Origin of the sequence: Dietzia cercidiphylli (assembly GCF_039531545.1) — a bacterium.
GTDB lineage: Bacteria > Actinomycetota > Actinomycetes > Mycobacteriales > Mycobacteriaceae > Dietzia > Dietzia natronolimnaea.
Window position 1 is genome coordinate 119952 of the sequence record NZ_BAAAQG010000015.1, and the last position, 23132, is coordinate 143083.

The 23132-nt window shown below is 71.7% G+C and carries 21 protein-coding genes; 9 read left to right on the top strand and 12 right to left on the bottom strand.

What is annotated here, in order from left to right; genetic code table 11:
* Positions 1 to 74 precede the first annotated feature (74 nt).
* Complete coding sequence (locus ABD250_RS14610) at positions 75 to 908, top strand: hypothetical protein (protein WP_182659069.1); 834 nt, start codon at positions 75 to 77, stop codon at positions 906 to 908.
* A gap of 27 nt (positions 909 to 935) precedes the next feature.
* Here the strand turns inward: ABD250_RS14610 and ABD250_RS14615 are convergent, their stop codons facing one another.
* Entirely contained in the window at positions 936 to 1550 is a 615-nt protein-coding gene (locus ABD250_RS14615) for a malonic semialdehyde reductase (RefSeq protein WP_182659072.1), read from the bottom strand.
* A 124-nt stretch (positions 1551 to 1674) separates the two neighbouring features.
* Here ABD250_RS14615 and ABD250_RS14620 point away from each other — a divergent pair, with 124 nt between their 5' ends.
* Both ABD250_RS14620 and ABD250_RS14625 read left to right on the top strand, forming a co-directional pair.
* The gene (locus ABD250_RS14620; RefSeq protein WP_182659070.1) at positions 1675 to 1974 is read left to right on the top strand and encodes a hypothetical protein; all 300 of its coding nucleotides are present in this window, start codon (positions 1675 to 1677) and stop codon (positions 1972 to 1974) included.
* A 92-nt stretch (positions 1975 to 2066) separates the two neighbouring features.
* Positions 2067 to 2858 carry an ROK family protein gene (locus tag ABD250_RS14625; RefSeq protein WP_182609706.1) on the top strand — a complete coding sequence of 264 codons (792 nt, stop codon included), beginning with the start codon at positions 2067 to 2069 and terminating at the stop codon, positions 2856 to 2858.
* A gap of 12 nt (positions 2859 to 2870) precedes the next feature.
* On the opposite strand, the gene ABD250_RS14630 is transcribed toward ABD250_RS14625, so the two are convergent.
* Positions 2871 to 6248: a DEAD/DEAH box helicase gene (locus tag ABD250_RS14630; RefSeq protein ID WP_344392974.1), complete on the bottom strand. Its 3378-nt coding sequence runs from the start codon at positions 6246 to 6248 to the stop codon at positions 2871 to 2873.
* Positions 6249 to 6340: 92 nt separating this feature from the next.
* Between ABD250_RS14630 and ABD250_RS14635 the strand changes: the two genes are divergently transcribed.
* The 3 genes from ABD250_RS14635 to ABD250_RS14645 are packed head-to-tail and all read left to right on the top strand — an operon-like array spanning position 6341 to position 8363.
* Complete coding sequence (locus tag ABD250_RS14635; RefSeq protein WP_179523520.1) at positions 6341 to 6688, top strand: ArsR/SmtB family transcription factor; 348 nt, start codon at positions 6341 to 6343, stop codon at positions 6686 to 6688.
* A gap of 46 nt (positions 6689 to 6734) precedes the next feature.
* On the top strand, positions 6735 to 7718 hold the full coding sequence (locus ABD250_RS14640) for an SRPBCC family protein (protein WP_179523521.1): 984 nt from the start codon (positions 6735 to 6737) through the stop codon (positions 7716 to 7718).
* Positions 7719 to 7775: 57 nt separating this feature from the next.
* Entirely contained in the window at positions 7776 to 8363 is a 588-nt protein-coding gene (locus ABD250_RS14645) for a dihydrofolate reductase family protein (RefSeq protein WP_182657678.1), read from the top strand.
* A 19-nt stretch (positions 8364 to 8382) separates the two neighbouring features.
* Here the strand turns inward: ABD250_RS14645 and ABD250_RS14650 are convergent, their stop codons facing one another.
* Complete coding sequence (locus ABD250_RS14650; RefSeq protein ID WP_338404111.1) at positions 8383 to 9369, bottom strand: DUF368 domain-containing protein; 987 nt, start codon at positions 9367 to 9369, stop codon at positions 8383 to 8385.
* A 305-nt stretch (positions 9370 to 9674) separates the two neighbouring features.
* Here ABD250_RS14650 and ABD250_RS14655 point away from each other — a divergent pair, with 305 nt between their 5' ends.
* The 3 genes from ABD250_RS14655 (at position 9675) to ABD250_RS14665 (ending at position 12213) form a co-directional block, all read left to right on the top strand.
* The gene (locus ABD250_RS14655) at positions 9675 to 10376 is read left to right on the top strand and encodes a hypothetical protein (protein WP_344392978.1); all 702 of its coding nucleotides are present in this window, start codon (positions 9675 to 9677) and stop codon (positions 10374 to 10376) included.
* Positions 10373 to 10837, top strand: a complete 465-nt coding sequence (locus ABD250_RS14660) for a YncE family protein (RefSeq protein WP_182659459.1) — start codon at positions 10373 to 10375, stop codon at positions 10835 to 10837. The genes ABD250_RS14655 and ABD250_RS14660 overlap by 4 nt, the downstream gene beginning before the upstream one ends.
* Before the next feature lie 77 nt (positions 10838 to 10914).
* Positions 10915 to 12213 (top strand): FAD-binding oxidoreductase, encoded by a 1299-nt coding sequence (locus ABD250_RS14665; protein WP_344392980.1) that lies wholly within the window; start codon positions 10915 to 10917, stop codon positions 12211 to 12213.
* A gap of 23 nt (positions 12214 to 12236) precedes the next feature.
* On the opposite strand, the gene ABD250_RS14670 is transcribed toward ABD250_RS14665, so the two are convergent.
* From ABD250_RS14670 to gdhA, 9 genes are all read right to left on the bottom strand, one after another.
* The gene (locus tag ABD250_RS14670; protein WP_344392982.1) at positions 12237 to 13310 is read right to left on the bottom strand and encodes a hypothetical protein; all 1074 of its coding nucleotides are present in this window, start codon (positions 13308 to 13310) and stop codon (positions 12237 to 12239) included.
* A complete protein-coding gene (locus ABD250_RS14675) occupies positions 13307 to 14179 on the bottom strand; it encodes a carbon-nitrogen hydrolase family protein (protein ID WP_344392985.1) in 873 nt (290 codons plus the stop codon). Before ABD250_RS14675 ends, ABD250_RS14670 begins: the two co-directional genes overlap by 4 nt.
* A 92-nt stretch (positions 14180 to 14271) precedes the next feature.
* Positions 14272 to 16899, bottom strand: a complete 2628-nt coding sequence (locus ABD250_RS14680; protein WP_344392987.1) for an AMP-binding protein — start codon at positions 16897 to 16899, stop codon at positions 14272 to 14274.
* Positions 16900 to 16963: 64 nt separating this feature from the next.
* The gene (locus ABD250_RS14685; RefSeq protein WP_304815726.1) at positions 16964 to 17386 is read right to left on the bottom strand and encodes a heat shock protein transcriptional repressor HspR; all 423 of its coding nucleotides are present in this window, start codon (positions 17384 to 17386) and stop codon (positions 16964 to 16966) included.
* Positions 17383 to 18579, bottom strand: coding sequence for a molecular chaperone DnaJ (gene dnaJ / locus ABD250_RS14690; RefSeq protein WP_304815728.1), 1197 nt, complete (start codon positions 18577 to 18579; stop codon positions 17383 to 17385). The genes ABD250_RS14685 and dnaJ overlap by 4 nt, the downstream gene beginning before the upstream one ends.
* A 120-nt stretch (positions 18580 to 18699) precedes the next feature.
* The gene (gene grpE, locus ABD250_RS14695; protein WP_179523531.1) at positions 18700 to 19317 is read right to left on the bottom strand and encodes a nucleotide exchange factor GrpE; all 618 of its coding nucleotides are present in this window, start codon (positions 19315 to 19317) and stop codon (positions 18700 to 18702) included.
* A complete protein-coding gene (locus ABD250_RS14700) occupies positions 19314 to 19511 on the bottom strand; it encodes a hypothetical protein (RefSeq protein ID WP_182659266.1) in 198 nt (65 codons plus the stop codon). Before ABD250_RS14700 ends, grpE begins: the two co-directional genes overlap by 4 nt.
* Positions 19508 to 21361, bottom strand: coding sequence for a molecular chaperone DnaK (gene dnaK / locus ABD250_RS14705; protein WP_182659267.1), 1854 nt, complete (start codon positions 21359 to 21361; stop codon positions 19508 to 19510). The genes ABD250_RS14700 and dnaK overlap by 4 nt, the downstream gene beginning before the upstream one ends.
* Before the next feature lie 377 nt (positions 21362 to 21738).
* Entirely contained in the window at positions 21739 to 23085 is a 1347-nt protein-coding gene (gene gdhA, locus ABD250_RS14710; RefSeq protein ID WP_179523534.1) for an NADP-specific glutamate dehydrogenase, read from the bottom strand.
* Positions 23086 to 23132 lie beyond the last annotated feature (47 nt).

Consider the following 23132-nt stretch of genomic DNA (forward strand, 5'->3'; position numbering starts at 1 on the left):
GCGGTACCGCGAGGCCCCTCCCTCGCATCGACCCAGGACAGGCCCCCGTTGACCCCCTCACCCCACCCCGCGCCGTGAACTGGCAGCGATCTGTTCATCCCGCCGTCAGCTTCTCCGCCTACCTGCTGGCGATCGTCGTACCGCTCGTCTTGGCGCTGGCGGTCGTCGGATCCTCGCCGGCCCTCCTGGCGATGGTCCCCGAAGAGCACCGCGGCACCGTCGCCTCCTTCGGCGAGGGCGCAGCCCGCGTGTCAGGCGGGGACGGCGGCCTGTTCAGGCCGGCCCACGCGGATGCCGCCAACTCCACGGTCCCGGGCACGGCCGTCCCGCTCCGGGGCGAGTGGTCGCCTCGCCGCGCCGCGGACATCCAGCCCCCTGCCGGGCTGATCGCGGGGGTCGACTACGCGGTCGAGGCCACCGAGGACGGGTACCTCGCACATTGGCCGTGCGAACACGAGATCCCCGTGCGCTCCTACGACGCGCCCCCGGGCAGCGAGTCCGACCTCGCGTGGGCGGTCGAGACCCTCGCCTTCGCCAGCGGCCTCCCCCTCAGGTATGCGGGGCCCGGTGCCGAGGGAGAGCGCGAAGGCGACGGCGCCATCTCCGTGACGTACGGCGACCACCCCATGTTCCACACCCATGGCGCGGCCGGGGTCGGCGGCGCGGCTGTCTGGCCCCGCGGCCTGATCCTCCGGGGGTCGGTGACCCTGCAACCGGAACAGATCACCCCGGTTCCCGGGGACGCCTGGAGTAGGAGCCTGACTCTGCACGAGCTCATGCACGCGGTGGGTATCGACCATGCGGGCGAGTTCCGCACCGAGATCATGACGAGCAGACGGATCAGTGACACGCAGACGATCCTGGGCCACGGCGACCAGTTCGCGCTACGACTCGTCGGCTGCCTGTGACGCGCGGAGTACCTGCGACGACCCCCCTCAGAGGGTCGTGACGACCTCGTCGTAGTCGAGTCGCGGCAGCCGGTCGAGCCAGGCGTTCTCCGCCGGCGTGCCGATGTTGATCGCGACAAGGACGCGGTGGCGCCCGTCGGGGAAGAACTCCGCGGCGATCCCCTCGGCGTCGAACCCGGTCATCGGGCCGGCGGCGAGACCCGCGGCGCGGATGCCCAGGATGGTGTAGCCGACCTGCAGGCTCGCGTTGAGCTCGGCCGCGCCGACCCGCGCGGCCTCGTCCGCGAACAGATCACGGGCGCCGGGGAAGTGGGGGAAGAGCCGGGGCAGTTCGTCGTGGAAGTCCACGTCGGCGGCGAGCAACGCGACGGCCGGCGCGGCGGCGGTCTTGGCCCGGTTGCCCTCGGCCAGGTGCGGCAACAGTCGGGCCTTGGCCTCCCCGGACCGCACCACGACGATCCTCAGCGGCTGGTTGTTCATCGACGTCGGGGCCCACTTGACCAGGTCATAGATCGCGCGGAGTTGGCCGTCGGTCACCGGCTCGTCCGTGAATGCGTTGGCGGAGCGGGCCTCCCGGAAGAGCAGGTTCTGCGCAGCGGAGTCCAGTTGCAGGGCGGTCGAGGCCTCAAAAGATGTTGTTATATCTACTATAACCGCGACGGTGCTCCGCTGAATCCCGGCCGAATAGTGATGTCCGTCACCTCGCGCGCCTACGCTCACCTCATCGACCGCTCACCTCGTCGTCGTCATCCCCCGGAGGTCTCCCATGCCCACCCGCACCCGACCCGCCAAGCTGGTCGCTCCGGTCGCCACCGCCGCCCTCGTCCTGGCGTCACTGACCGGCTGCAACGCGATGGACCCCAACCAGGGCGGTGACACCACCTGCGGCGACTACATGGAGATGCCGCCCGAGGACCAGCGCGAGGTGATCACCACCTTCCTCGACGAGAAGGGGCAGTCCGATCCCGCCGGCATGGAGGTGACCTTGACCCAGGAGTCGGCCAAGCTCTACTGCGGAACCGTGGGCCAGGCGAGCGACCCGATCCGCAACATCGATACGGGGTAGCACCGATACCGGGTAGCACCCCACCACACCCAATGGCCCGCCCGCTACGAACTATTGGTGACAATGGTCGGTGTGGAACGGGAGGCGATCTGATGAGGAACGGCGTCGTCGTCGACATCGGCGGCAGCGGAACGCGGATCGGTGCCGTGGTCGACGGCCGCGTGGTGGGAGTCCACGGGGCCGAGGTGGCCACCGCCGAGGATCTGGCCGCGGTGATCCGGGCCGTCGATCCCCTCCCCAGCGGCGTCGGCGTGTCTGTCAGCGGGCACGTCGACGCCGACCGTGGGGTCATCGAGGCCTCCCGCGCCGCCGCCTGGGCCGAGGGGCCGATGCGCTCCCAGTTGGTAGCCCTCCTGGACGCCCCGGTGTCCGTGATCGGTCACGGCGACGCCCACGCCCTGGCCCTGACCCAGCTGCCGGACGTCGAGTTCGGCGGCATCGCCATCTCCCTGGGCACCACCCTGTCGTTCGGGGCGCTCAACCGCCACGGTGCGCTCATCCACCCGTGCGGGCCCACCGGGTGGGACCTCGGGCACTGGCGGCTGGTCGTGGACGGCGGCACCACCGAGGCGTGGTGGGGTCTGGGCGGGCACGGGCTCTACGACCTCGAGCGGGAACACGGCGACGGTGCCGCCGAGATCTACGCCCACCGGGTGGGCTCCTTCGTGGTGGACGCCGTCCAGTTGTTCCGGCCGCGCACGGTCCTGCTCACCGGCGGGATCGTGGTGGGCCTGGGCGAGGCGCTGCACGGGCCGGTCGCCGAGCAGTTGCACACGCTGCCGCACACCATCCCGACGCCGCGGGTCGTGTTCTCCCCGTCCCGGGACACGGCACTCTTCGGGGCCGCGGTGGCCGCGGGGTTGGCGATGCCGGCGGTGCGGTGATCACCCGCGCCGCTACTCGATCAACCCCCGCAGGTCGTCGGCCGTGAGCGCCGCCGAGAAGTGCTCCCCGCTGTCCAGCACGGAGGCGAAGAGCTCGGCCTTGCGCCGCTGCAACTCCACCACGCGCTCCTCGATGGTGTCTCGCGCGACCATCCGGTAGACCAGCACCGGTCTGGTCTGGCCGATGCGGTGGGCCCGGTCCACGGCCTGGGCTTCGGTCGCCGGGTTCCACCAGGGGTCCAGCAGGAAGACGTAGTCGGCGCCCACTAGGTTGAGGCCCACTCCCCCGGCCTTGAGGCTCAGGCAGAACACCTGCGCGCCGCCCTCCGTGAACCTGCCGACGGCACCTGCCCGGTCGGTGGTCCTGCCGTCGAGGTGAGCGACCGTGATGCCCTCGGCGAGCAGCCTGTCGACCACCGTGTCGAGGTAGCTGGTGAACTGGCTGAACACGAGCGCTCGGTGCCCCTCGGCCACGACCTCACGCAGCGACGCGATGAGCTCATCGGTCTTGGCGGAGGGGATCGATACGTGGTCGGGGTCCACCAGCGAGGGGTCCAGGCACAGTCGGCGCAGCACGGTGAGGCCGGCGAGGATGCTGATGCGGTTGGAGTCGAAGTCGTCGAGCAGCGCCAACAGCGACGCCCGCTGACGGGCGAGCTCGCGCTCGTAGACCCGGCGGTGCGCGACCGAGAGTTCTACCTCCATCACCGCATCGGTGCGTGGCGGCAGCTCGCCGGCCACCAACTCCTTGCGGCGCCGCAGCAGGAACGGTCGCAGTCGGCGACGGAGACGGCGCAGTGCCTCGGCGTCGCCGTCCTTCTCGATCGGGGTCCGGAACAGCGCGCGGAACTCCTTGGCGTCGGGCAGCACCCCCCGACAGGACAGGGCCGCGATCGCCCACAGTTCGGTGAGGTTGTTCTCCATGGGCGTGCCGGTGACCGCGAGCAGGAAGTCGGCCCGCAACCCGGCGAGAGCGGCGAACAGCTTGGACGAGGGGTTCTTGGCCTGCTGGGCCTCGTCCAGGATCACCCCGGCCCACTCGATCCCCGCGTACGCCTCGGCGTTCAGACGCAGGACGGTCGCGGAGGTGACCACGATGTCGTGGACGGCCGCGTCCTCGGCCACGGTCGTGGGCGACTTGCTCTCCGTGGCCGAGCGTCGGGCCACGCGCAGCGAGGGCACGAACCTCCGGGCCTCGGCCTCCCAGTTGGGCACGACCGACGAGGGCGCCACCACGAGGAACGGCCCCGGCGAACCAGCGACCGCCTCGGCGCCGGAGGCGGGGGCGCCCGCCGTCTCGTGCGCGTGCGCGATCAGCGCCAGCGCCTGGACCGTCTTGCCGAGCCCCATGTCGTCGGCCAGGATCCCGCCGATCCGGTGACGCCACAGCATGGCCAACCAATCCAGCCCCTGCTGCTGATACGGCCGCAGCTCGGCCTCCAGCGCGGCGGGCACCGGGACCGGTTCGGGGGCGTCCGAGGCCAGCTCGAGCAGGGCCTGCGCCCGACCGGTCGGTGGCGCGAGATCGTCGGCCAGCTCGGCCAGGTCCGCCCACAGTCCCGCCTGGCCGAGCCCGATCCGGATGTCACCCGCCTCTCCGGTCTCGCCGGACCGGGCGGCCGAGGCCGCGAGCGCCTCCTCGAGAAGCGTGCGCAGCTCGCCGAAGCGCTCGAGGTCCACCGGGACCAGCACGCCGTCGTCGGTGACGAACTCCGACTGCCCGCTCACCACCGCCCGGAACACCGTGGCGAACGGCACCGGCCGCCCCTCGACCGTCACGCCCACCGACAGCCCCAGCCAGTCGATGCCGGACCGGTCGTCCTCGGCCGCCACACTGATCCGCGGCCCCTCCGCGGCCCGGCGGATCTCCGGGACCCCGTCGCGCACGGTCACCCGGACGCCGTCGAGAGTGCGCAACGCGGGCACCCCGTCCGCCAGCAGCACAGCCGCGTCGTGCCCGGTGACCCGCCAGGGCCCGGGCGTGACGACCCACCCCCACCCGGCCTCCTCGACTCTCACCGCGAGCTCGAGCGATTCGCGGTCGGCCAGGATCGGTCCGGCGGCACCGAGGTCCCCACCTGTCAGCGGACGACAGCGCGTCGTCTCGGTGCCGTCGCTCATCCGCAACACGTCGAGCCGGGACCACTCCGCGACGAGGTCCGGCCCGTCCGCGGAGTCGGGCCCGGCATAGCGCCGGATCACCAGTTCGAACTCGACGCGGTCTGGTTCCGGCAGCTCCAGGCGACCGGCTCGGTCGACCACCGGGAACGCGTCGACGAGACCGGGGAGGAACTCTCCGCAGAACTCGGCGACGGACTCATCCGGGATCGTCAGCTCACGCCATCGGCGCAGATCGCGGGCCACCCCGTGGTCGAGCCGCCCGACCGGGCAGAGCTCCAACACCCTGTCGCGGACCACCGCGACCAGGTCCCCGCGCTCCCCCACGAGGGCGCCGGGCAGGGGGCGGTCGGGTTCCTCGTCGTCGTCGGGCATCGCCTTGGCGCCGTCGGCGTCGGCGTCGGCGTCGGGCAGTATCTCCGCCGCGGCGGTGACCACCACCTGCAGGCCATCGGGTGACCAGGCCGTGAGCCCGACGCGCCGGCGTGGCCCGGGCCGGACGTCGTGCAGGCCGTCATCGGGAACGATCTCGACCTCGGCCTCGGCGGCGGTGGAGATGAGCGGCCACAGCGCGGGGACCTCGGCATCGCACAGGTCCAACCACACCCTGGCCTGACGACGACTACGGGCCAGCGCGTCCACCGCGCGGAACCAGCTGGTCTGCGCGGCGCTCATGTCCGCGGTCCACCCGTACCGCAGCCGGTCCCATTCCACCCCCGCCGACTTCCACCGCCCGCCCCTGCCCGGGACCACGATGCGCGCACGGAGTCGGTTGCCCAACCCGGGCCGCAACCCACCGGTCCAGCCGTCGTCCACGGTCTCGTCCGCCACCACCGACAACTGCAGTCCGTAGACCTCGGACTCCCGCGGTCGGGCCTGCTGCGCCGTGCCGTGCATCATCTCTTCGACCCGCCGCCGCCATTCAGGTACCGGTTCCCCGCCGCCTACCCCGCTGTGTGCGCCGCCGTCCGGATCCGCGCCGGCGAACAACATGAGCGCCGCGGCGTGCTTGCACCGCATCGCCACCGGGCACGTGCACGTGCTGAGCTTCGGCCGGGACCAACCGCTCGCATCGGGATGCCCGAAGGCGACCTCGGTCCGATACCGGCGCCCGCCGCTGCCCGTGACCAGTGCGGACAGCGTCCGCGAACCGGGGTTGTAGCTCACGTCGCCGATTGCGTCCGGGTTCACATAAGGGCGCGCACGTGCCAGGGCCGCCGTCCCGACGAACCGCTCGACCTCGGACTCGGGGACCCTCACGCTTGACCGCACGCACCCAGAGTAGGGGCGACCCACGACATCGCGGCGGGCGAGTTGGGCCACACCATTGACCCGGTCCCCGCCGCGACCTAACATGAAACCAAATGGTTTCATATCACACGCGCGGGGTGGATCTCAGTGACGACGACGTGGATCGGTTGTTCCGGGCGCTGGCCGACGCCACACGCCGGGACATCGTCCGTCGCACGCTCACCGACGAGTGCTCCATCTCCGACCTCGCCCACCACTACGACATGTCGTTCGCGGCGGTCCGCAAGCACGTCAACGTCCTCGAGGAGGCCGGACTCGTGACCGACGACCGCCACGGACGCGAACGCCGGATCCGGGGCAACCCCGAGGCGATCCGCAGGGCCCAGACCCTGTTGGACGGCTTCGAGCGCCTCTGGCGGGGGCGCATCGACAGGCTCGACGCCCTGCTCGCCGACGACTGACCACAAGCACAATTCACGACCACCACCGAGGGAGAAGGATCCGATCATGCCAGTGACATCCGTGGACAAGGACCTCGAGGAGCTGACGATGACCATCGTCGCCGACTTCCCCGTGACGGTCCGCCGGCTCTGGGACGCGTACGTGGACCCGCGCCAGCTCGAGAGGTTCTGGGGACCGCCGGAGTGGCCGGCGACCTTCACCCGTCACGACATCTACCCGGGCGGCCGGTCCGAGTACTACATGACCGGGCCGGACGGAGCCCGCAGCGGCGGCTACTGGGAGTACCTGTCCGTGATCGAGGGGGGCTCGTTCGAGATCCTGGACGGTTTCACCGACGAGGACGGCCGCCCCAACCCCGAGATGCCGACGATGCGCGCGGTGTTCTCCTTCGAGGAGACCGATAGCGGCGCCCGCCTGACCACCACCACGTACTTCACCAGCCTCGACCAACTCGAGCAGCTGCTCGAGATGGGCATGGAGGAGGGCACCCGCTCCGCGATGGCACAGATCGACGACGTCCTGGCAGACCTGCGCTCCTTCGCCGCCGACCGCGCGACCGCAGCGCAGCTCCTCAGCGATACGCAGGTCCGGATCAGCCGGGTCCTGCGCGGCACACCCCAACAGATCTGGGACGCCCACCACGACCCCGCACTCCTCCGACTCTGGAGCTTCGGACCGGACGGGTGGTCGATGACAGTCTGCGAGCCGGCCGCGGCACCGGGCGAGCGGCACCGCTACGAGTTCTCGCCCGCACAGGGAGTGGAGGGAGAGACCTTCGCGCTCACCGGCGAACTCCTGGAGTCCGACCCCCCGCACCGGGAGGTCTTCACCGAGACCATGGAAGGAGTCGATGGCCCTCCCACGCACAACGAGCAGACCCTCACCCCGGTCGAGGGCGGGACCCTGGTCTCCCTCGTCGTCACGTATGCCAACAAGGAGATGCGCGACATGATCCTGGGCACGGGCATGACGGACGGCATGGAAGCGGGTTACCGGCGGCTCGAATCGGAGGTCCTGTCCCGCGCCTGAGCGGGCACCGGATCTCATCCCCCCACCGCATCGACAACGCGCACCGGAAGGACCCACATGCGCACGCTCATCATCACGGCCTTCATGTCCCTCGATGGGGTCATGGAGGCACCCGGCGGCGAGGAGGGCTATCGCAACGCCGGTTGGACGTACAAGGATGTGGCCTTTGACGAGGCCGCGTACGAGATCAAGGGACGCGAGCAGGACCAGGCCACCGCCCTCCTGCTCGGTCGCCGCAGCTACGAGGCGTTCTCGCCGGTCTGGCCGGAGATGACCGAGGAGTTCGCCGGGTACAACGCACTACCGAAGTACGTGGTGTCCACCACCCTGACCGCCGACGACCTCGTGGACAACTGGGGACCGACGACCATCCTGGGCTCGGTCGAGGACGTAGCGCGGCTCAAGGAGACCGACGGCGGCCCGATCCTCGTGCGCGGCAGCGGAACCCTCGGACACTCCCTGGCCGAGGCGGGCCTGGTCGACCGGTACCACCTCCTGGTCTTCCCGCTCCTGCTCGGCGCGGGACGGCGCCTCTTCGGCGCGGCCGACGTCGACGCCACCTCGCTGGTCCTCACCGAGCACGAGGCCTACGGCAACGGCGTCCAGAAGATGATCTTCGACGTCACCCGGACCGGGAGCACCTGACGGTCGGCGCCGGCATGCGCTACACGCGGTCTTCGAGCGCCGAGACCTCCGGGTGCGGATCCGTGGTCGCGGCCTTGCGGGCGACCACCCGCTCGATCACCAGGACGACCATCACCACCAGTACACCGGCCACCGCGGCGGCCACCACCATCGGCAAGGTGTCGTCGGGCGCGAGCATCCCGCCCTGATCGTCCTGCCACGGCCACAGCGCCCGCAGCGATCCGAGCATCAGGCCCACCATGACGATCAGCGTGGGCTTGCGGAAGTCCTCGAGCAGTCGGTCCAGCACCTTGACGAACAGTGCGATCCCCACGAAGGCCCCGGCGGCGAACACCGCGATATACCCCAGGTCGCGGTTCTCCACCGCGGCGAGGGTCGGGGCGTACAGCCCCATGGCCATCAGCAGGAACGAGCCGGACATCCCCGGCAGGACCAGTGCACAGATGGCCACGGCCGCAGCCATGAACACCAGCAGGTAGGACGGTTCCGAGATGGTGCCCCCCGGCAGACCCGACAGGACATAGGCCAGCACTGCGCCCGCCAGGAACAGCAACCCGAGCACCCAGTTCCGCCCACCGGGCGTCTGACGCGCCATCCCCAGGGGTACCGCGATACTCGCGGCGACCATGCCCAGGAACAGCCCCCGCGAGATCTCGGGGCTGCCCTCGACGAAGCCCCTCATCACGCCGGCCATGGTGAACACCATCGCCAGCATGCCGACCGCGAGTGTGCCCAGCAGCCAGAGGTCGGCGTGCCGGAACGCCGCGCGGGTGCGCTCCCTGCGTTCAGGACCGAGCACCGCGGAGCGCATGCCGTCGACGATGTGGGCGCCCGTGTCCAACAACCGCGGGTAGACGCCCACCACGAGTGCGACCGTGCCCCCGGATATCCCGGGGACCAGTTCGGCCATGCCGATCAGGCTGCCACGGGCGACATTGACCACCGCCTCGATCGGGCCCGGACGGGCCGGGACCGGGGTGGCGGGGTCGAGATCGGCATCCGACACGGGGTCGTGATGGACCGATTCCGCGCTCGCGACGGGCACGGCACCGCCCGGCATGGCCGTACCCGACGTCTGTGCATCCGGGGTGGTGTTACCGGGATCAGGGTCGGACGCGGGACGTGGTGACTCGGCAGACATAACCACCACTATCACCGACAACCCGCCCCGGTGCCCAGTCACCACCCCGCCGACGGGCCATCACTGTGACCAACCCGTCACCGCCCGGCCGACTACGATGCGGGGGAAGTGGCGCACCGCGGTCAGGTCGCGCACGGTGGTCACGGCCAGGGCGAGAAAGGGAGCGCGTCATGCCGATGCACTATCCCCCTCTCGCCGACGGCACCTACCGCTACGGCGATCCGCCCCGTCCACTGCCCTCCCCCGTCCCGGGGCCCGAGGCGACCGGGCCCGAGGCGACCGGGCAGCACCTCCAGCACGAGCCGACCCCGCCGGACGGCCGCCCCGGCTACGGCGCCCCACCGGCGGACTACCCACCGAGCGAGCGCACGAGCGGCAGGACGGCGGCCGCGGTGATCGTCGCGGGGCTGGCCCTCGTCGTCGTCGTGGTCCTGGGATTCGCGCTGTCCGGCCCCGGATCCGACTCCGGCAACGGCCCCACCGACCAGGTGCGCGGCCCGTTGCCGCCCCAGGCCTGGCAGGCCCCCGAGCGCGCGCCGGGCGAGTTGTTCGACGTCGAGGGGCGGTTCACCGTGATGGCCTCCCCGGGCGAGCCGGTCTCCGGCGACGGATCCGGCTGCGACCTGCCCGTCACGCTCTCGGACATCGGCGAGGGCACGCGGATCACGTTGACCGAGGGCGTGTCGACCACCCTCGGCAGCACCATGCTCGCCTACGCCGGGGGCGATCTCTCCTCCTGCACCTTCACCTTCGATTTCGGCGCGGTCCCCTCCGGCGCGCCCTTCTACCTGATCGAGATCCCCGGGCGTGGGCAGCTCACCTATACCGAGGACGAACTGCGCGCGGGCGTGGACATCACGCTCGGCCGGTGATGACCGGATCCGCCACGCCGGGACCCGTCGGCCCGGTCCCGTCCGCGATCGTGGACCTGCCCGTCACGCCCGCCGGCGACGTCCCCCGGGAGGCCCACCTGCTGGACTCCGGCCACCACGGCATCTCCATGAACCCCCAGGGCACCAAGATCTGCGTCGCGGGCACCATGAGCGACTACGCCACCGTGGTCGACCGGGAGACCCTGCAACACGGGCCGCTGGTCTCGACCGGCCTCAAGTCCTACTGGGTGACCACCGACCTCACCGGGGAGAACTGCTTCGTGTCCTGGGCCAAGAGCAACACGGTCAGCGTGCTGTCCTTCGAGACCGGCGAGGAGGTGGCCCGGATCCCCGTCGGGTACCACCCCCAGCGCATGCGGATCGGTGTGGCGCCGCAGGACTGGGGCGGCAACCCGGTGCCGCTCCCCGCTCCGGGAAACCCCCTGCCCGTGTTCTCCTGACCGCCGGGTCCGGCGCCGGCGGCTATCCTGGGGCACCGGCGGACGCCGACGGCAGGTAGTGAGGAGGCGCGGAGGTGGTGAGGATCCCAGGGGAGGACGACGACGCCTTCTCCCGCGCCACGGACGTCGAGCGCCTCGTGTCGGACATCGACCTCTCGCCGTATCTCGGCAGGGCCGCCGACCCCACGACCACGCCGCTGGCGGACCCCGTCCCGGTCTCCACGGCCACTCCCCCGCTGTTGGCCCTCCGCGATCTCCTCGCCGACCCGCGCTTCATCGGGTTGTTCGCCCGTGCCCTGCGCGAGGCCGACCCGGATTTCCGCGAACTGTTCCCCCGCGACGCCTCCGGGGTGCTCGGCGAGTTCGTCCGCGCGATGACGTGGGCGCTCGAGACCGTCGAGGACGCCCGGGGGGACGAGGCCGAGGTCGCCCAGGTGGTGGAGTTCGCCCGCCACCTGGGCGCCGACCACCGCAAACTCGAACTCTCCGCCCGCCACCACCAGCGCTTCGGCGAGGCCCTCGCCAGCACTCTCCGCCACCTGGCCGGTGGCGGCTGGGATGACCGGTTGTCCACCACGCTGGGCACCGCGTACCGGGCACTGTCGACCGCGCTCCAGGAGGGCGCGGCCGCCGGGCAGGGGCCCGCGAGGGTCGGCGCGACCGTCGTCGAGGCCCTCCGGCCGACCCGCGACGTGGCGGTGGTCAGGCTGATCACCGACGTGATGGTGGACTACCACCCGGGCCAGTACCTCAGCGTCCTGACGCCGTACACGCCGGGCGTGTGGCGCCGGTTCAGCCCGTCGATCCCGGCCAACCCGGCCGGCCAGATCGAGTTCCACGTCCGCGACGTCCCCGGTGGCGCGCTCAGCGGATCGCTGGTCCGGGGTGTCGGGGTGGGCGACCGGTGGGTCCTGGCGAGGCCCCTCGGGCTGCTCGAGGTGGACCGCACCGAACCCGTCCGCGACGTGCTGATGGTGGCCGGCGGCACCGGCATCGCCCCGCTGCGCTGCCTGCTGCTGGACATGATGCGCCACGGTTTCAACCCCCGCGTGCACCTGTTCTACGGCGCGCGGCACCCCGGCGACCTCTACGATCTGCCGACACTCGTCGACCTGGCCGCCACCGCGCCGTGGCTCACCATCCAGCCGGTCTCCGAGGAGGACACCGACCCGTGGTGGGCCGGCGCGCGTCAGGACCTGCCCCGCACACTGCACCGGCGTCAGACGGGGACGCTGGTGGACGTGGTGACCGGCTGGGGTTCGTGGGCGGATCGCCAGGTACTGCTGTCCGGGTCACCGGAGATGCTGCGCGCCACCGTCCGCGGGATGGTCGCGGTCGGCACCCCCCGCGAGAACATCAGGTTCGACCGGCCCTGACCCGCGGCCGGGTCGGCCCGGGGTCAGGACTCCTCGACGTCCGCCCCGGCGCGGTCGCCGCCGTCCTCCGCGGCGTCCTCACCCGCGGCCGCGCCCTCCTCGACCCCTCCGGCGCCCGGGTCCCCCGGTGGCGCGGGGGGCGTGGTCACGGTCGTGGGAGCCGTGGGCGGGGTCGGGCTGGTCGGGCTCGCGGGGGTGGTCGGGCTCGGGGTGGTCGGGCTGGGGGTCGGTGCCTCGCAGGGCTGGAAGACGCGGCGGAACCGATCCGGCACGCCCAGCTGCTCGAGTTGCTCGCGGCACACCTCGGACGTCGGCTCCGCCAGGAACTCCCACGTGTCCTCTCGCCACGAGAACAGCTCGAGATCACCGTCCTCGCCGCTGACCAGCAGGAAGCGACCGTCGCACTCGCGCACGGTCGTGTCGTCCCCCAGCTCCTCGGCCACGAACTCCGGCGAACAGCGCTCGGCGACCCCGGGCGGGCCGGTCGTGGTGGGCGTGGTCGGCCTCGGGGTGGTGCGCGGCGTCGAGGTGGTCGTCTCCGTGGTGGTCGTGGGAGTGGCCACGGGGTCGCGGTCACCCCGGCCCGCACTGACCAGCCACACGATCAACCCGGCCACCAGCACCACGGCCAGCAGCAGCGCCACGATGACCCAGGGGGTCTGACCCCCACCGGGCTCCCCACCCTGACCGCCGTCGTCCCAGCCGTCACCACCGTCGACCGGGGGCGGGACGTCCCCGGGCGGAGGCACGTGGGGCTCCGGGGGCATGTCACTGATCGGAGGAGCACCGGTCGGGTGGGCGCCGAGGGGCGCCGCGGCGGGGCCGGCGGGGTACTGCGACCAGGCGGTGCCGGTCCCGTCGCCCTCCACCGGCGGGAGGTGCTCGGTCGGCGGATCGGCCGGCGGCATCTGCTGCGTGGGCGGGTCCGCGGGCGGCATCTGCTGCGTGGGCGGGTCCGCGGGCGGCATCTGCTGCGTCGGCGGATCCGCGGTCGGGTTCGGCACGGTGGGCGGGTCGACCTCGCCCCCGCCGCCGGCGCCTTCTGTGCCGCCGGCGCCGCCCGTGCCACCCTCGTCGCCGTCCCGTGGCCCGGTCACCGCACGACCTCCGGGGCCGACTCCCCGGTGGCCGACTCCTCGGTGATCCTGCCGTTCGCGAGCACGGGGATCTTCTTCCGGATGTCGGTCACCTCGTCGTCGTCGATCTCGAACAACACCAGCCCCGCCTCGGGGCCCGCCTCGTCGCGCACGGTCCCGTCCGGCCCCACGAGCACGGAGTGCCCGACGCCGGTCGGCACGCCGCGCGTGACCTCCACCCCCTCGAACCCGGGGTCGGCCTGGCCCACGGCCACCAGGAACGTGGTGGCGTCCAGCGCGCGGGCGCGGGCCAGCAGCCGCCACTGGTCGACCTTGCCGGGGCCCGACCCCCAGGACGCGGCGCAGATCGTGATGCGTGCCCCGGCCGCCGCGAGCTGCCGGTACTGGCCAGGGAAGCGGATGTCGTAGCAGACGCTCAGCCCGATCCCCACGCCGTCGACGGTCACCACGCGGGTCGCGTCCCCGGGCTCGACGGTGTCGGACTCGGCGAACCCGAACGCGTCGAACAGGTGGATCTTGTCGTAGCCCAGGTGCAGCTCGCGGTCGGGTCCGCCCGCCGCGTCGCCCCCGGCCGGTCCGGTCACCAGGAGGGTGTTGCGGACGCGGCCGCCCTGACCGGGCGTGAACATGCCGACGACGACGACGACCCCGTTCTCCCGAGCGATCTCGGCCACCTCGGTCGCCCACGGGCCGTCGAGGGGCTCCGCGACCTCGTCGAGCCGGCCCGCCCCGAAGGCACGCATGGTGGCCTCGGGCAGCGCCACGATCCGGGCCCCCCGGGCAGCGGCCTCGGTCACGGACTCGCGGACCAGCCGGAGGTTGTCGGCGGGGTCGCGTCCGGACAGGATCTGGGCGGCGGCGATGCGCACGGCGGTCCTCCTGGGGCTCTCGGGGTCGGGCGGTCTCCGGCCAGGCTGTCTCCGGCCGGGCTGTCTCTCCGGCCGGGCGGCCGTCCCCGACGCTACCCGCGCCGCAACGCCCGGGTCGCCCGTGGCGCGGACCGCCGGAGCGCCCGGGCACCCCGCTCCCACATCGCCCACACGAGCAGCCCCACGACCACCGACGCGGCGAAGGAGAGCCACACGTGGCCGGCGTCGCGGATCGGCGGGTAGACGAGGAAGTGGGTGAGGTAGATGAACAGCGAGGCAGCGGCGAGCGGGGTGATCACCCGCACCACCGGGCGCGGCAACCGGATCGACGGGACCCAGATCAGGGCGAGCAGTCCGGCCACGATGACGACCTCGCGCCCCGGGTCACCGAACCACCCCGGCACGCACAGCAGCGCGACCGCCGAACACGCGACGCGGAACCACACCGCGCGACCGGGCGAGACGGTACGACCGGGAGCGGCACAGCGTGCGATCGCCCAGCCCAGGCCGAAGAGCCACAGCACCGCCGGCGCCGAGTACCAGACCTGCGGGCCGCCACCGAGGTCGATCACACCGAACCGCACGGTGAGCCCCGCGGCGACGAACGCGGCCGGGAGCGCGAGCGGCCACCGGCGGTCGAGGCGACTCACCGCCGGAACGGCCATGAGCGCCGCCACGAGCAGGAGCCCGTAGACCACCGCCTCGATGAACCACATCTGCCACGGATTCCACCAGCGGTCCTCCCACCACGAGCGCGGCCCGAACACGTTGGTGGCCAACAGCGGCGAGTACCAGTGGTAACGGCTGGTCAACGGGGTGACGATCAGCAGCCACAGCACCGCCGGCACCGCGATCCGGCCGGCCGTGCGCAGGACCCCACGGGCGCGGTCGCGGGCGTCCGCGGCGTGGAGCCGGAACCTCGCCAACGAGTACCCGGCGAGCGCGACCAGGACGTGGGCGCCGCCGATGATCGCGATGGCCCGCGTGTGGGAACCGACGATCGCGAGGATGAACAGCGCGCGCAACACGATCGAGGTGTCCACGCGGGACCACGCCCGCCACGGCGCCCACCACCGCGCCACCGCCGGCACGGAGACGCGGGCCAGGTCGTCGAGCTCCCCGATCGGCCACAGGTGCCAGTCGCGGGGCAGGCCCGGCACCCGGTCCTCGAGCCTCGTCGACAACACGACGTAGGTCAGCGAGTCACCGCCGAGGTCCACGAACGAGGCCTCGGGGTCGAGCTCGAGGACGTCCAGCCCGAGGGCGTGCGCGATGAGCTCGCCGGGGGACCCCGCCGCCTCCGCGGGGGCGCCGCGGTCCCGGGCGGCGACGAGCTCGCGCAGCGCCATCTGATCGATCTTCCCCGCCGGGGTCCTCGGCGGCTCGTCCACGACGAGGACCTCGACCGCCGAGGCGGGCAACCCCGACGAGGCGACCGCGCCCGAGGACGCGTCCCGGACCCGATCGGCCTGCCTGGTCACCACCACCAGTCGGTCCGGCTCGCCCACACACCACGCGTCCAGGCCGCGCTCGGCCAGCGCGGCCTCGACGCGCCCGAGATCGATCCGGTGGCCGAAGATCTTGGCCTCGCGACCCATGCGGCCCACGATCTCCACCAGCCCGTCCGGGGCGATCCGCGCCAGGTCGCCGGTCCGCAGCTCGGTCAACTCGGGGCCGCGGGCCAGATCGTCCGACTCGCGGGCATACCCCATCATCACGTTGGGGCCGGTGTAGACCAGTTCACCCGGGGCCTCGGGATCGGAGTCGTGCGGCCGGTCCACGCGGAAGGCGCCGCCGGGGATCGCGACGCCGATCGCCCCCGCCCGGCTCCGCGCGAGGTGCGGCGGGAGGTAGCCCATGCGGGCGGTGGCCTCGGTCTGGCCGTACATCACCACGAGCTCGGCGCCCCTGGACTCGAGCCGCTCCGCCAGTGTGCGCACCTTCTCCGGGGCCAGCCGGCCGCCGGCCTGCGTGAGGTAGCGCAGGCGGGTGAGGTGGTCCAGCCGGTCCAGACCCACCCGCTCGAGCAGCTCCACGGTGTGGGGGACGGCGGCGAAGGTCGTCACGCCGTGGGCGCCCGCGCGCTCCCAGAACGCGGGGCTCGCCACGGAGTCCTCGTTGAGCACGACCGAGGCGCCCACGAGCAGGTGGCTGTGGATCACCGACAGGCCGTAGCAGTAGTGCGGCGGGAGGGTGGTGATGGCGCGGTCCCCGGGCTCGATGCGCAGGTACTCGGCGATCGCCGCGGCGTTGGACAGCACGGCCCGGCGCGACTGGCGGACGAGCTTGGGCGACCCGGTGGACCCCGAGGTGCTGAGCAGCAGGGCCAGGTCGGGGTGGAGCTCGTGGCGCGGCGGGGTGTGGTGCGCGGAGGCCGCGATCGGTTCGCCCGCGCCCGCCACCACGTCCGGGGTCCACGAGTCGACGAGGCTTCGTGTGGCCGCGCTCTCCGGAGGCAGGAGCAGGATCGCGTGACCCGCCTCGTGCGCGGCGAGGTAGTCCACCAGGAAGTCGCAGGTGTTGCCCGCGACCAGGCCGATCATCCGACGCCCGGACGCCACCGCCGGGTACTCGGCCGCCCGGGCGGAGACCCGGAGGGCGAGATCGGTGTAGGTGAGGGTGGTGTCGTCGCTGATCACGGCCACGGCCCGCCCGCGGGCGGCGAGGGGCCCCGCGAGTCCGCCCACCCGCTCGGTATGGTCCACCTGCTGGATCGTCACCGGACCACTGTAGAAGGTAAGGCTACCCTAGGACAATTCCTTCACCATGCGGGCGGCTCGGGGTTCAGCGGTCCTCGCGCTGGTGACGGGGCCGCCAGACCACGACCGAGGTGGAGCGCGGCACGTGGACCAGCTCCCCGCCGGCCCGGCCCCGCGCCGACCCCGCGCGGAGCTCCGCCAGCTCGTCGACCAGCTCGCGGACCCTGGACTGCAGCGCGTCGACCTGGTTGGTCAGCTCGATGATGCGCTTGATCCCGGCGAGGTTGACGCCCTCGTCCTGACTAAGCCGCTGCACCTCGCGGAGCAGGGCCACGTCGCGGAGCGAGTACCTGCGACCGCCGCCGCTGGTGCGTTCGGGGGTGACGATCCCCAGCCGGTCGTAGGTGCGCAGGGTCTGGGCGTGCAGTCCGGACAACTCCGCGGCCACGGAGATCACCAGGACGCTGTCGTCGGGGCCCAGGTCCCCCACGTCCCCCCGGGGGCTCATGCCGACCCGGCCCAGCCCGACCGTGGATCGAAGCCGGCCGCCCGCAGCGCCTCGTCGTACGCGGCGAGCTCGGCCTCGGCCATCCCGGCGGGGGGCGTGGCCACCCGGAGGGTGACCTTGAGGTCACCGGTGCCGGACTTGCGTGCGATGCCGCGCCCACGGACCCGCAGGATCTGTCCGTCACGCGACCCGGCCGGGATCTTGACGGTCACCCGGCCGGTCAGGGTGGGTACCGACACCTGCCCGCCGCGCACCAGCTCGGGGTAGGACACGGGCAGATCCACGAGGAGATCGGCGCCGTCGCGGTCGAACACGGCGTCCTTCTGCACGGTGACGGTCACGTACAGGTCGCCCGACGGTGCACCGCGGAAGCCGGCCTCGCCCTGGCCGGAGAGCCGGATGCGTTGGCCGTCCTGGACCCCGGCGGGCACCTTGACGTTGATGGTGCGGGCACGGTCGGTGACGCCGCTGCCCGCGCAGTCCGGGCACGGATCGTCGATCTTGGACCCGGTGCCGCCGCAGTCGGTGCAGGGTTCGGCGAAGCCGAACGCCCCCTGGGTGCGCTGGGTGACCCCGGCGCCGTGACAGGTGCCGCACACCTTGGGGCTGGTGCCCGGGCGGGCACCGCTCCCGTGACAGGTCAGGCACGGCGAGGCGGACGAGAGCCTGATCTGCACCGTCTCGCCCAGAGCGGCCTCGCGGAACGACAGGGTGAGAGCGGTCTCCACATCCTGGCCGCCCTGAGGACGCTGTGCCCGGCCGCGGCCCGCGCCGGCCCCGCCGCCGCGGCCGCCGCCCTGGTTGAACAGGCCGCCGAAGAGATCGGAGAAGCCCCCGGCCCCACCGGCTCCGCCCGCACCCGCGGCCCCTCCGAAGAGGTCGCCGATGTCGAAGTCACCGCCGGTGGTGGTGTATCGGCCCCCACCGGGAGGCGCGAATCCGCCGAACCCGCCGGAGGACACCTGCGCCCGGAACTCGTCGTACTCCTTGCGCTTGGCGGGGTCGCCGATGACGCTGTTGGCCTCGCCGACCCGCTTGAACTTCTCCTCGGCGGCTTTGTTCCCCGGGTTCTTGTCCGGGTGGTTGTCGCTCGCGAGCTTGCGGTACGCCTTGCGGATCTCGTCCGCCGTGGCGGACTTGGAGACGCCCAGTTCGGCGTAGTAGTCCTTCTCGACCCATTCGCGCTGACTCACCAGACGCCTCCTTTCCCTATCGGTTCCTGATCAGTTCCTACTTACCCGAAATCTCACTTTTCCACCTCGACCGCCGGTGTGCGGGTGACCGCACACCGGCGGCGGTGGAGGACGAGCGGATCAGCGGACGGTGACCATCGCCGACCGCAGGGTCCGCTCGCCGTGGCGATAGCCCTTGCGCAGGATCGTGCCCAGCACGGGCTCGGAGCCCTCCGACTCGTCCTGCACGGCCTCGTGGACGGACGGGTCGAACGCGTCGCCCTCCTCGCCGAAGGACTCGACCCCCTGGGAGGCCAGGACCGCGTGGACCCGGTCGGCGAAGGCCTTGAGCGGCCCCTCCTCCAGGTCCCCGTGCGCCCGTGCCCGCTCCAGGTCGTCGACGATCGTCAGGAGCTCGGTGAGGACCGAGCCCTTGGCGGTGTCGATGATGGCCTGTCGGTCCCGCTCGACGCGGCGGCGGTAGTTGGCGAACTCCGCCGACACGCGCTGCAGGTCCGCCGTCCGCTCGTCGAGCTGCGCCTGCAGCGCCGACGTGGCGTCGTCGTCGGACGACCGGTCGCCGGCGGCGCCGTCGGTGGTGGGGGCGGGGTCGTCCTCGACGATCTCGCCCTCCACCGCCTCCGACGGAGCGGCGCCGGTCTTGTCGTCCACCGCCTGCGCGGCGGCCACGTCCTGCGCGTCACCGCCCGCCCAGGCGGCCTTGTCCGTCTCCGGACCGTCAGCGTGTGGTGTGGTCACTGGAACTCACCCCTGGCTGTCTCGTCGTCCTCTGCGGCCGCCTCGACCTCGTCGGGCTCGACGCCGGCCGCACCTTCGGCCACGATCTCGGCCTCGGGGGCGACGGGGGCGTCCTGGACAAACTTCTCGTCCACGGCCTCCTCGTCGGTGGCCTCCGGGTCGCCGGGATCGGGGATTCCGGTCGCGTCGGTCACTTGTCGTCCCCCTTGGGCTCGTCCTCGTCCACGACCTCGGCGTCGACGACGTCGTCGTCAGCGGAACCCTCGGAGGTGGGGTCGCCGGCCTCGGCACCCTCTGCCGCGGCGGCCTCGTAAATGGCCTGGCCGACGGCCTGGGCCTCGGTGTTGACCTTCTCCACGGCGGCCTTGATCGCGTCGACGTCCGAGCCCTCGAGTGCGGTCTTGGCCTCGGCGATCGCGGCCTGGAGGGACTCCTTCTTGTCCGCGGGGACCTTGTCCTCGTTCTCCGAGACGAACTTCTCCGTCTGGTAGATCGTGGACTCGGCCTGGTTGCGGGCGTCGGCCTCCTCGCGGCGCTTGTGGTCCTCCTCCGCGTGGGCCTCGGCGTCCTTGATCATCTGGTCGATCTCCTCCTTGGACAGGCCCGAGCCGTCCTGGATGATGATCGTGTTCTCCTTGCCGGTGCCCTTGTCCTTGGCCGTCACGTGGACGATGCCGTTGGCGTCGATGTCGAAGGTGACCTCGATCTGCGGCACGCCGCGCGGCGCGGGGGCGATTCCGGCGAGCTCGAACGAGCCCAGCAGCTTGTTCTGCGCCGCCATCTCGCGCTCACCCTGGAACACCTGGATCTGCACCGACGGCTGGTTGTCGTCGGCCGTGGTGAAGGTCTCGGACCGCTTGGTGGGGATGGTCGTGTTGCGCTCGATGAGCTTGGTCATCACGCCACCCTTGGTCTCGATGCCCAGCGACAGCGGGGTCACGTCGAGCAGGAGCACGTCCTTGACCTCGCCGCGGAGCACGCCGGCCTGCAGCGCGGCGCCCACGGCGACGACCTCGTCCGGGTTGACGCCCTTGTTGGGCTCCTTGCCGCCGGTCAGCTCCTTGACCAGGTCGGACACGGCCGGCATGCGGGTCGAGCCACCGACGAGCACCACGTGGTCGATGGTGGACACGGCGATCCCGGCGTCCTTGATGACGGCCTGGAACGGCTTGCGGCACCGGTCGAGCAGGTCCTGCGTGATCTTCTGGAACTCCGAGCGCGACAGCGTCTCGTCGAGGAAGAGCGGGTTCTTGTCCGCGTCGACCGTGATGTACGGCAGGTTGATCGAGGTGGACTGACCGCTCGACAGCTCGATCTTCGCCTTCTCGGCGGCCTCACGCAGACGCTGGAGCGCCATCTTGTCCTTGGTGAGGTCGATGCCGTTCTGCGCCTTGAACTTGTCCACGAGCCAGTCGACGATCCGCTGGTCCCAGTCGTCACCACCGAGGTGGTTGTCACCGGAGGTCGCCCGGACCTCGACGACGCCGTCGCCGATGTCGAGCAGGGAGACGTCGAAGGTACCGCCACCGAGGTCGAAGACCAGGATGGTCTGCTCCTTGTCGCCCTTGTCCAGCCCGTACGCCAGTGCGGCCGCGGTGGGCTCGTTGACGATGCGCAGGACGTTCATGCCGGCGATCTGGCCGGCGTCCTTGGTGGCCTGACGCTGGGCGTCGTTGAAGTAGGCGGGGACGGTGATGACGGCGTCCGTCACCTCCTCACCGAGGTAGGACTCGGCGTCGCGCTTGAGCTTCTGGAGCGTGCGCGCGCTGATCTCCTGCGGGGTGTAGTTCTTGCCGTCGATCGAGTCCGACTTCCAGTCCGTGCCGATGTGGCGCTTGACCGAGCGGATGGTGCGGTCGACGTTGGTGACCGCCTGGTTCTTGGCCGGCTGGCCCACGAGGACCTCGCCGTTCTTGGCGAACGCGACCACCGACGGGGTCGTGCGCGACCCCTCGGCGTTGGCGATCACGTTGGCCTCGCCGCCCTCGAGGACGGCGACGCAGGAATTGGTGGTGCCGAGGTCGATACCGACTGCACGTCCCATGATGTTCTCCTTCTCTCCGCGCCGTTACCGCGCGGACGGGGGGTGGTCCGAAACTCTGTTGTTCAGCAGACCCGGCTCAAGGCTCGGATCAGTGACTCCACCCTGCCTCTCGGCGGTGGCGCCGTCAACCCAAGTTGAGTCCGGATCGCTGAGGTTTGACGCCCTGTACAACTGGGGACCGGCCCGATCCATTCCCGGGGTGATCCAGATCACGCGGAAACCTGCGCCCACCCGACTCAATCCGACGTGGCGCCCATCCACGCGCCCGCACGCCCGCACGCCCGCACGCATCCTCAACGACAAGACCGTTCCGCACACCCGCCTCCCGGGCGATGCGTGCGGAACGCTCTTCCCGACTGGGGAACGGACGACCTGAGCTAGATGACGCCCTGCGCGAGCATCGCGTCCGCGACGCGGCGGAAGCCGGCGATGTTGGCCCCGGCCGCCAGGTCGCCGGGCATCCCGTACTCCTCGGCGGTCGCGGCCGTGGTGGCATAGATGTTGGTCATGATGCGGTCGAGCTCGGAGTCGACGCGCTCGAAGTCCCACTGCAGCCGACCGGCGTTCTGGCGCATCTCCAACCCGCTGGTGGCCACACCGCCCGCGTTCGCGGCCTTGGCGGGCCCGAACAGGATGCCCTTCTCGCGGATCACCTCGACGGCCTCCTCGGTGCACGGCATGTTGGCCCCCTCGGCCACCAGGCGGCACCCGTTGCCCGCCAGGGTCCGCGCGGCGTCGCCGTCGAGCTCGTTCTGCGTCGCGCAGGGCAGTGCGATGTCGCACTTCACCTCCCACACCGAACGCCCCTCGACGAACTCGCAGTCACCCCGCTCCTCGGCGTAGACCGAGAGCCGCTCGCGTCGGACGTCCTTGACGTCGGCGAGAAGGTCCAGGTCGAGGCCCCTCTCGTCGACCACGTATCCGGAGCTGTCGGAGCAGGCCACGACGGTGGCTCCGAGTTGCGTGGCCTTCCTGGCCGCGTAGAGGGCCACGTTCCCGGACCCGGAGACGACAACGCGGGAGCCGTCGAGGCTGAAGTCGGTCTCGCGGAGCATCTCGCGGACGTAGTAGACGAGCCCGTAGCCCGTGGCCTCGGTCCTCGCCCAGGACCCGCCGTAGCCGATCCCCTTGCCGGTGATCACCCCCGCCTCGTTCCGGCCCGTGATCTTCCGATACTGGCCGTACAGGTAGCCGATCTCGCGGCCGCCCACGCCGATGTCCCCGGCGGGCACGTCCAGGTCCGCCCCGATGTGATGGGCGAGTTCGGCCATGAACGACTGGCAGAAGCGCATCACCTCGCCGTCGGTCCTACCGTGGGGGTCGAAGTCGGAGCCGCCCTTGCCACCTCCCAGCCCCAGGCCCGTGAGCGCGTTCTTGAAGACCTGCTCGAAGCCGAGGAACTTGAGGGTGTCCTCGTCGACGGACCGGTGGAACCGCAGACCACCCTTGTACGGACCCAGGTCGGAGCTGAACTGGACCCGGAAGCCGCGCTGGACCTGGATCACTCCCGAGTCGTCGACCCACGGCACGCGGAAGGACACCACTCGTTCGGGTTCGACGATCCGTTTGAGGATCCCGCCCTCGACGTACTCGGGATGCTGCGCGACCACGGGGGCGAGCGACTCGAGCACCTCGTGCACGGCCTGTCGGAATAGCTTCTGCCCGGGGTTGCGGGCCACCACGGACTCGAGCGCATCGTGCAGTGCGGCGTCGGCGTCGGACATGGGACCTCCGGTCAGGGGCTGCGGTCTTGGGGGCGATCTGAGGGCTG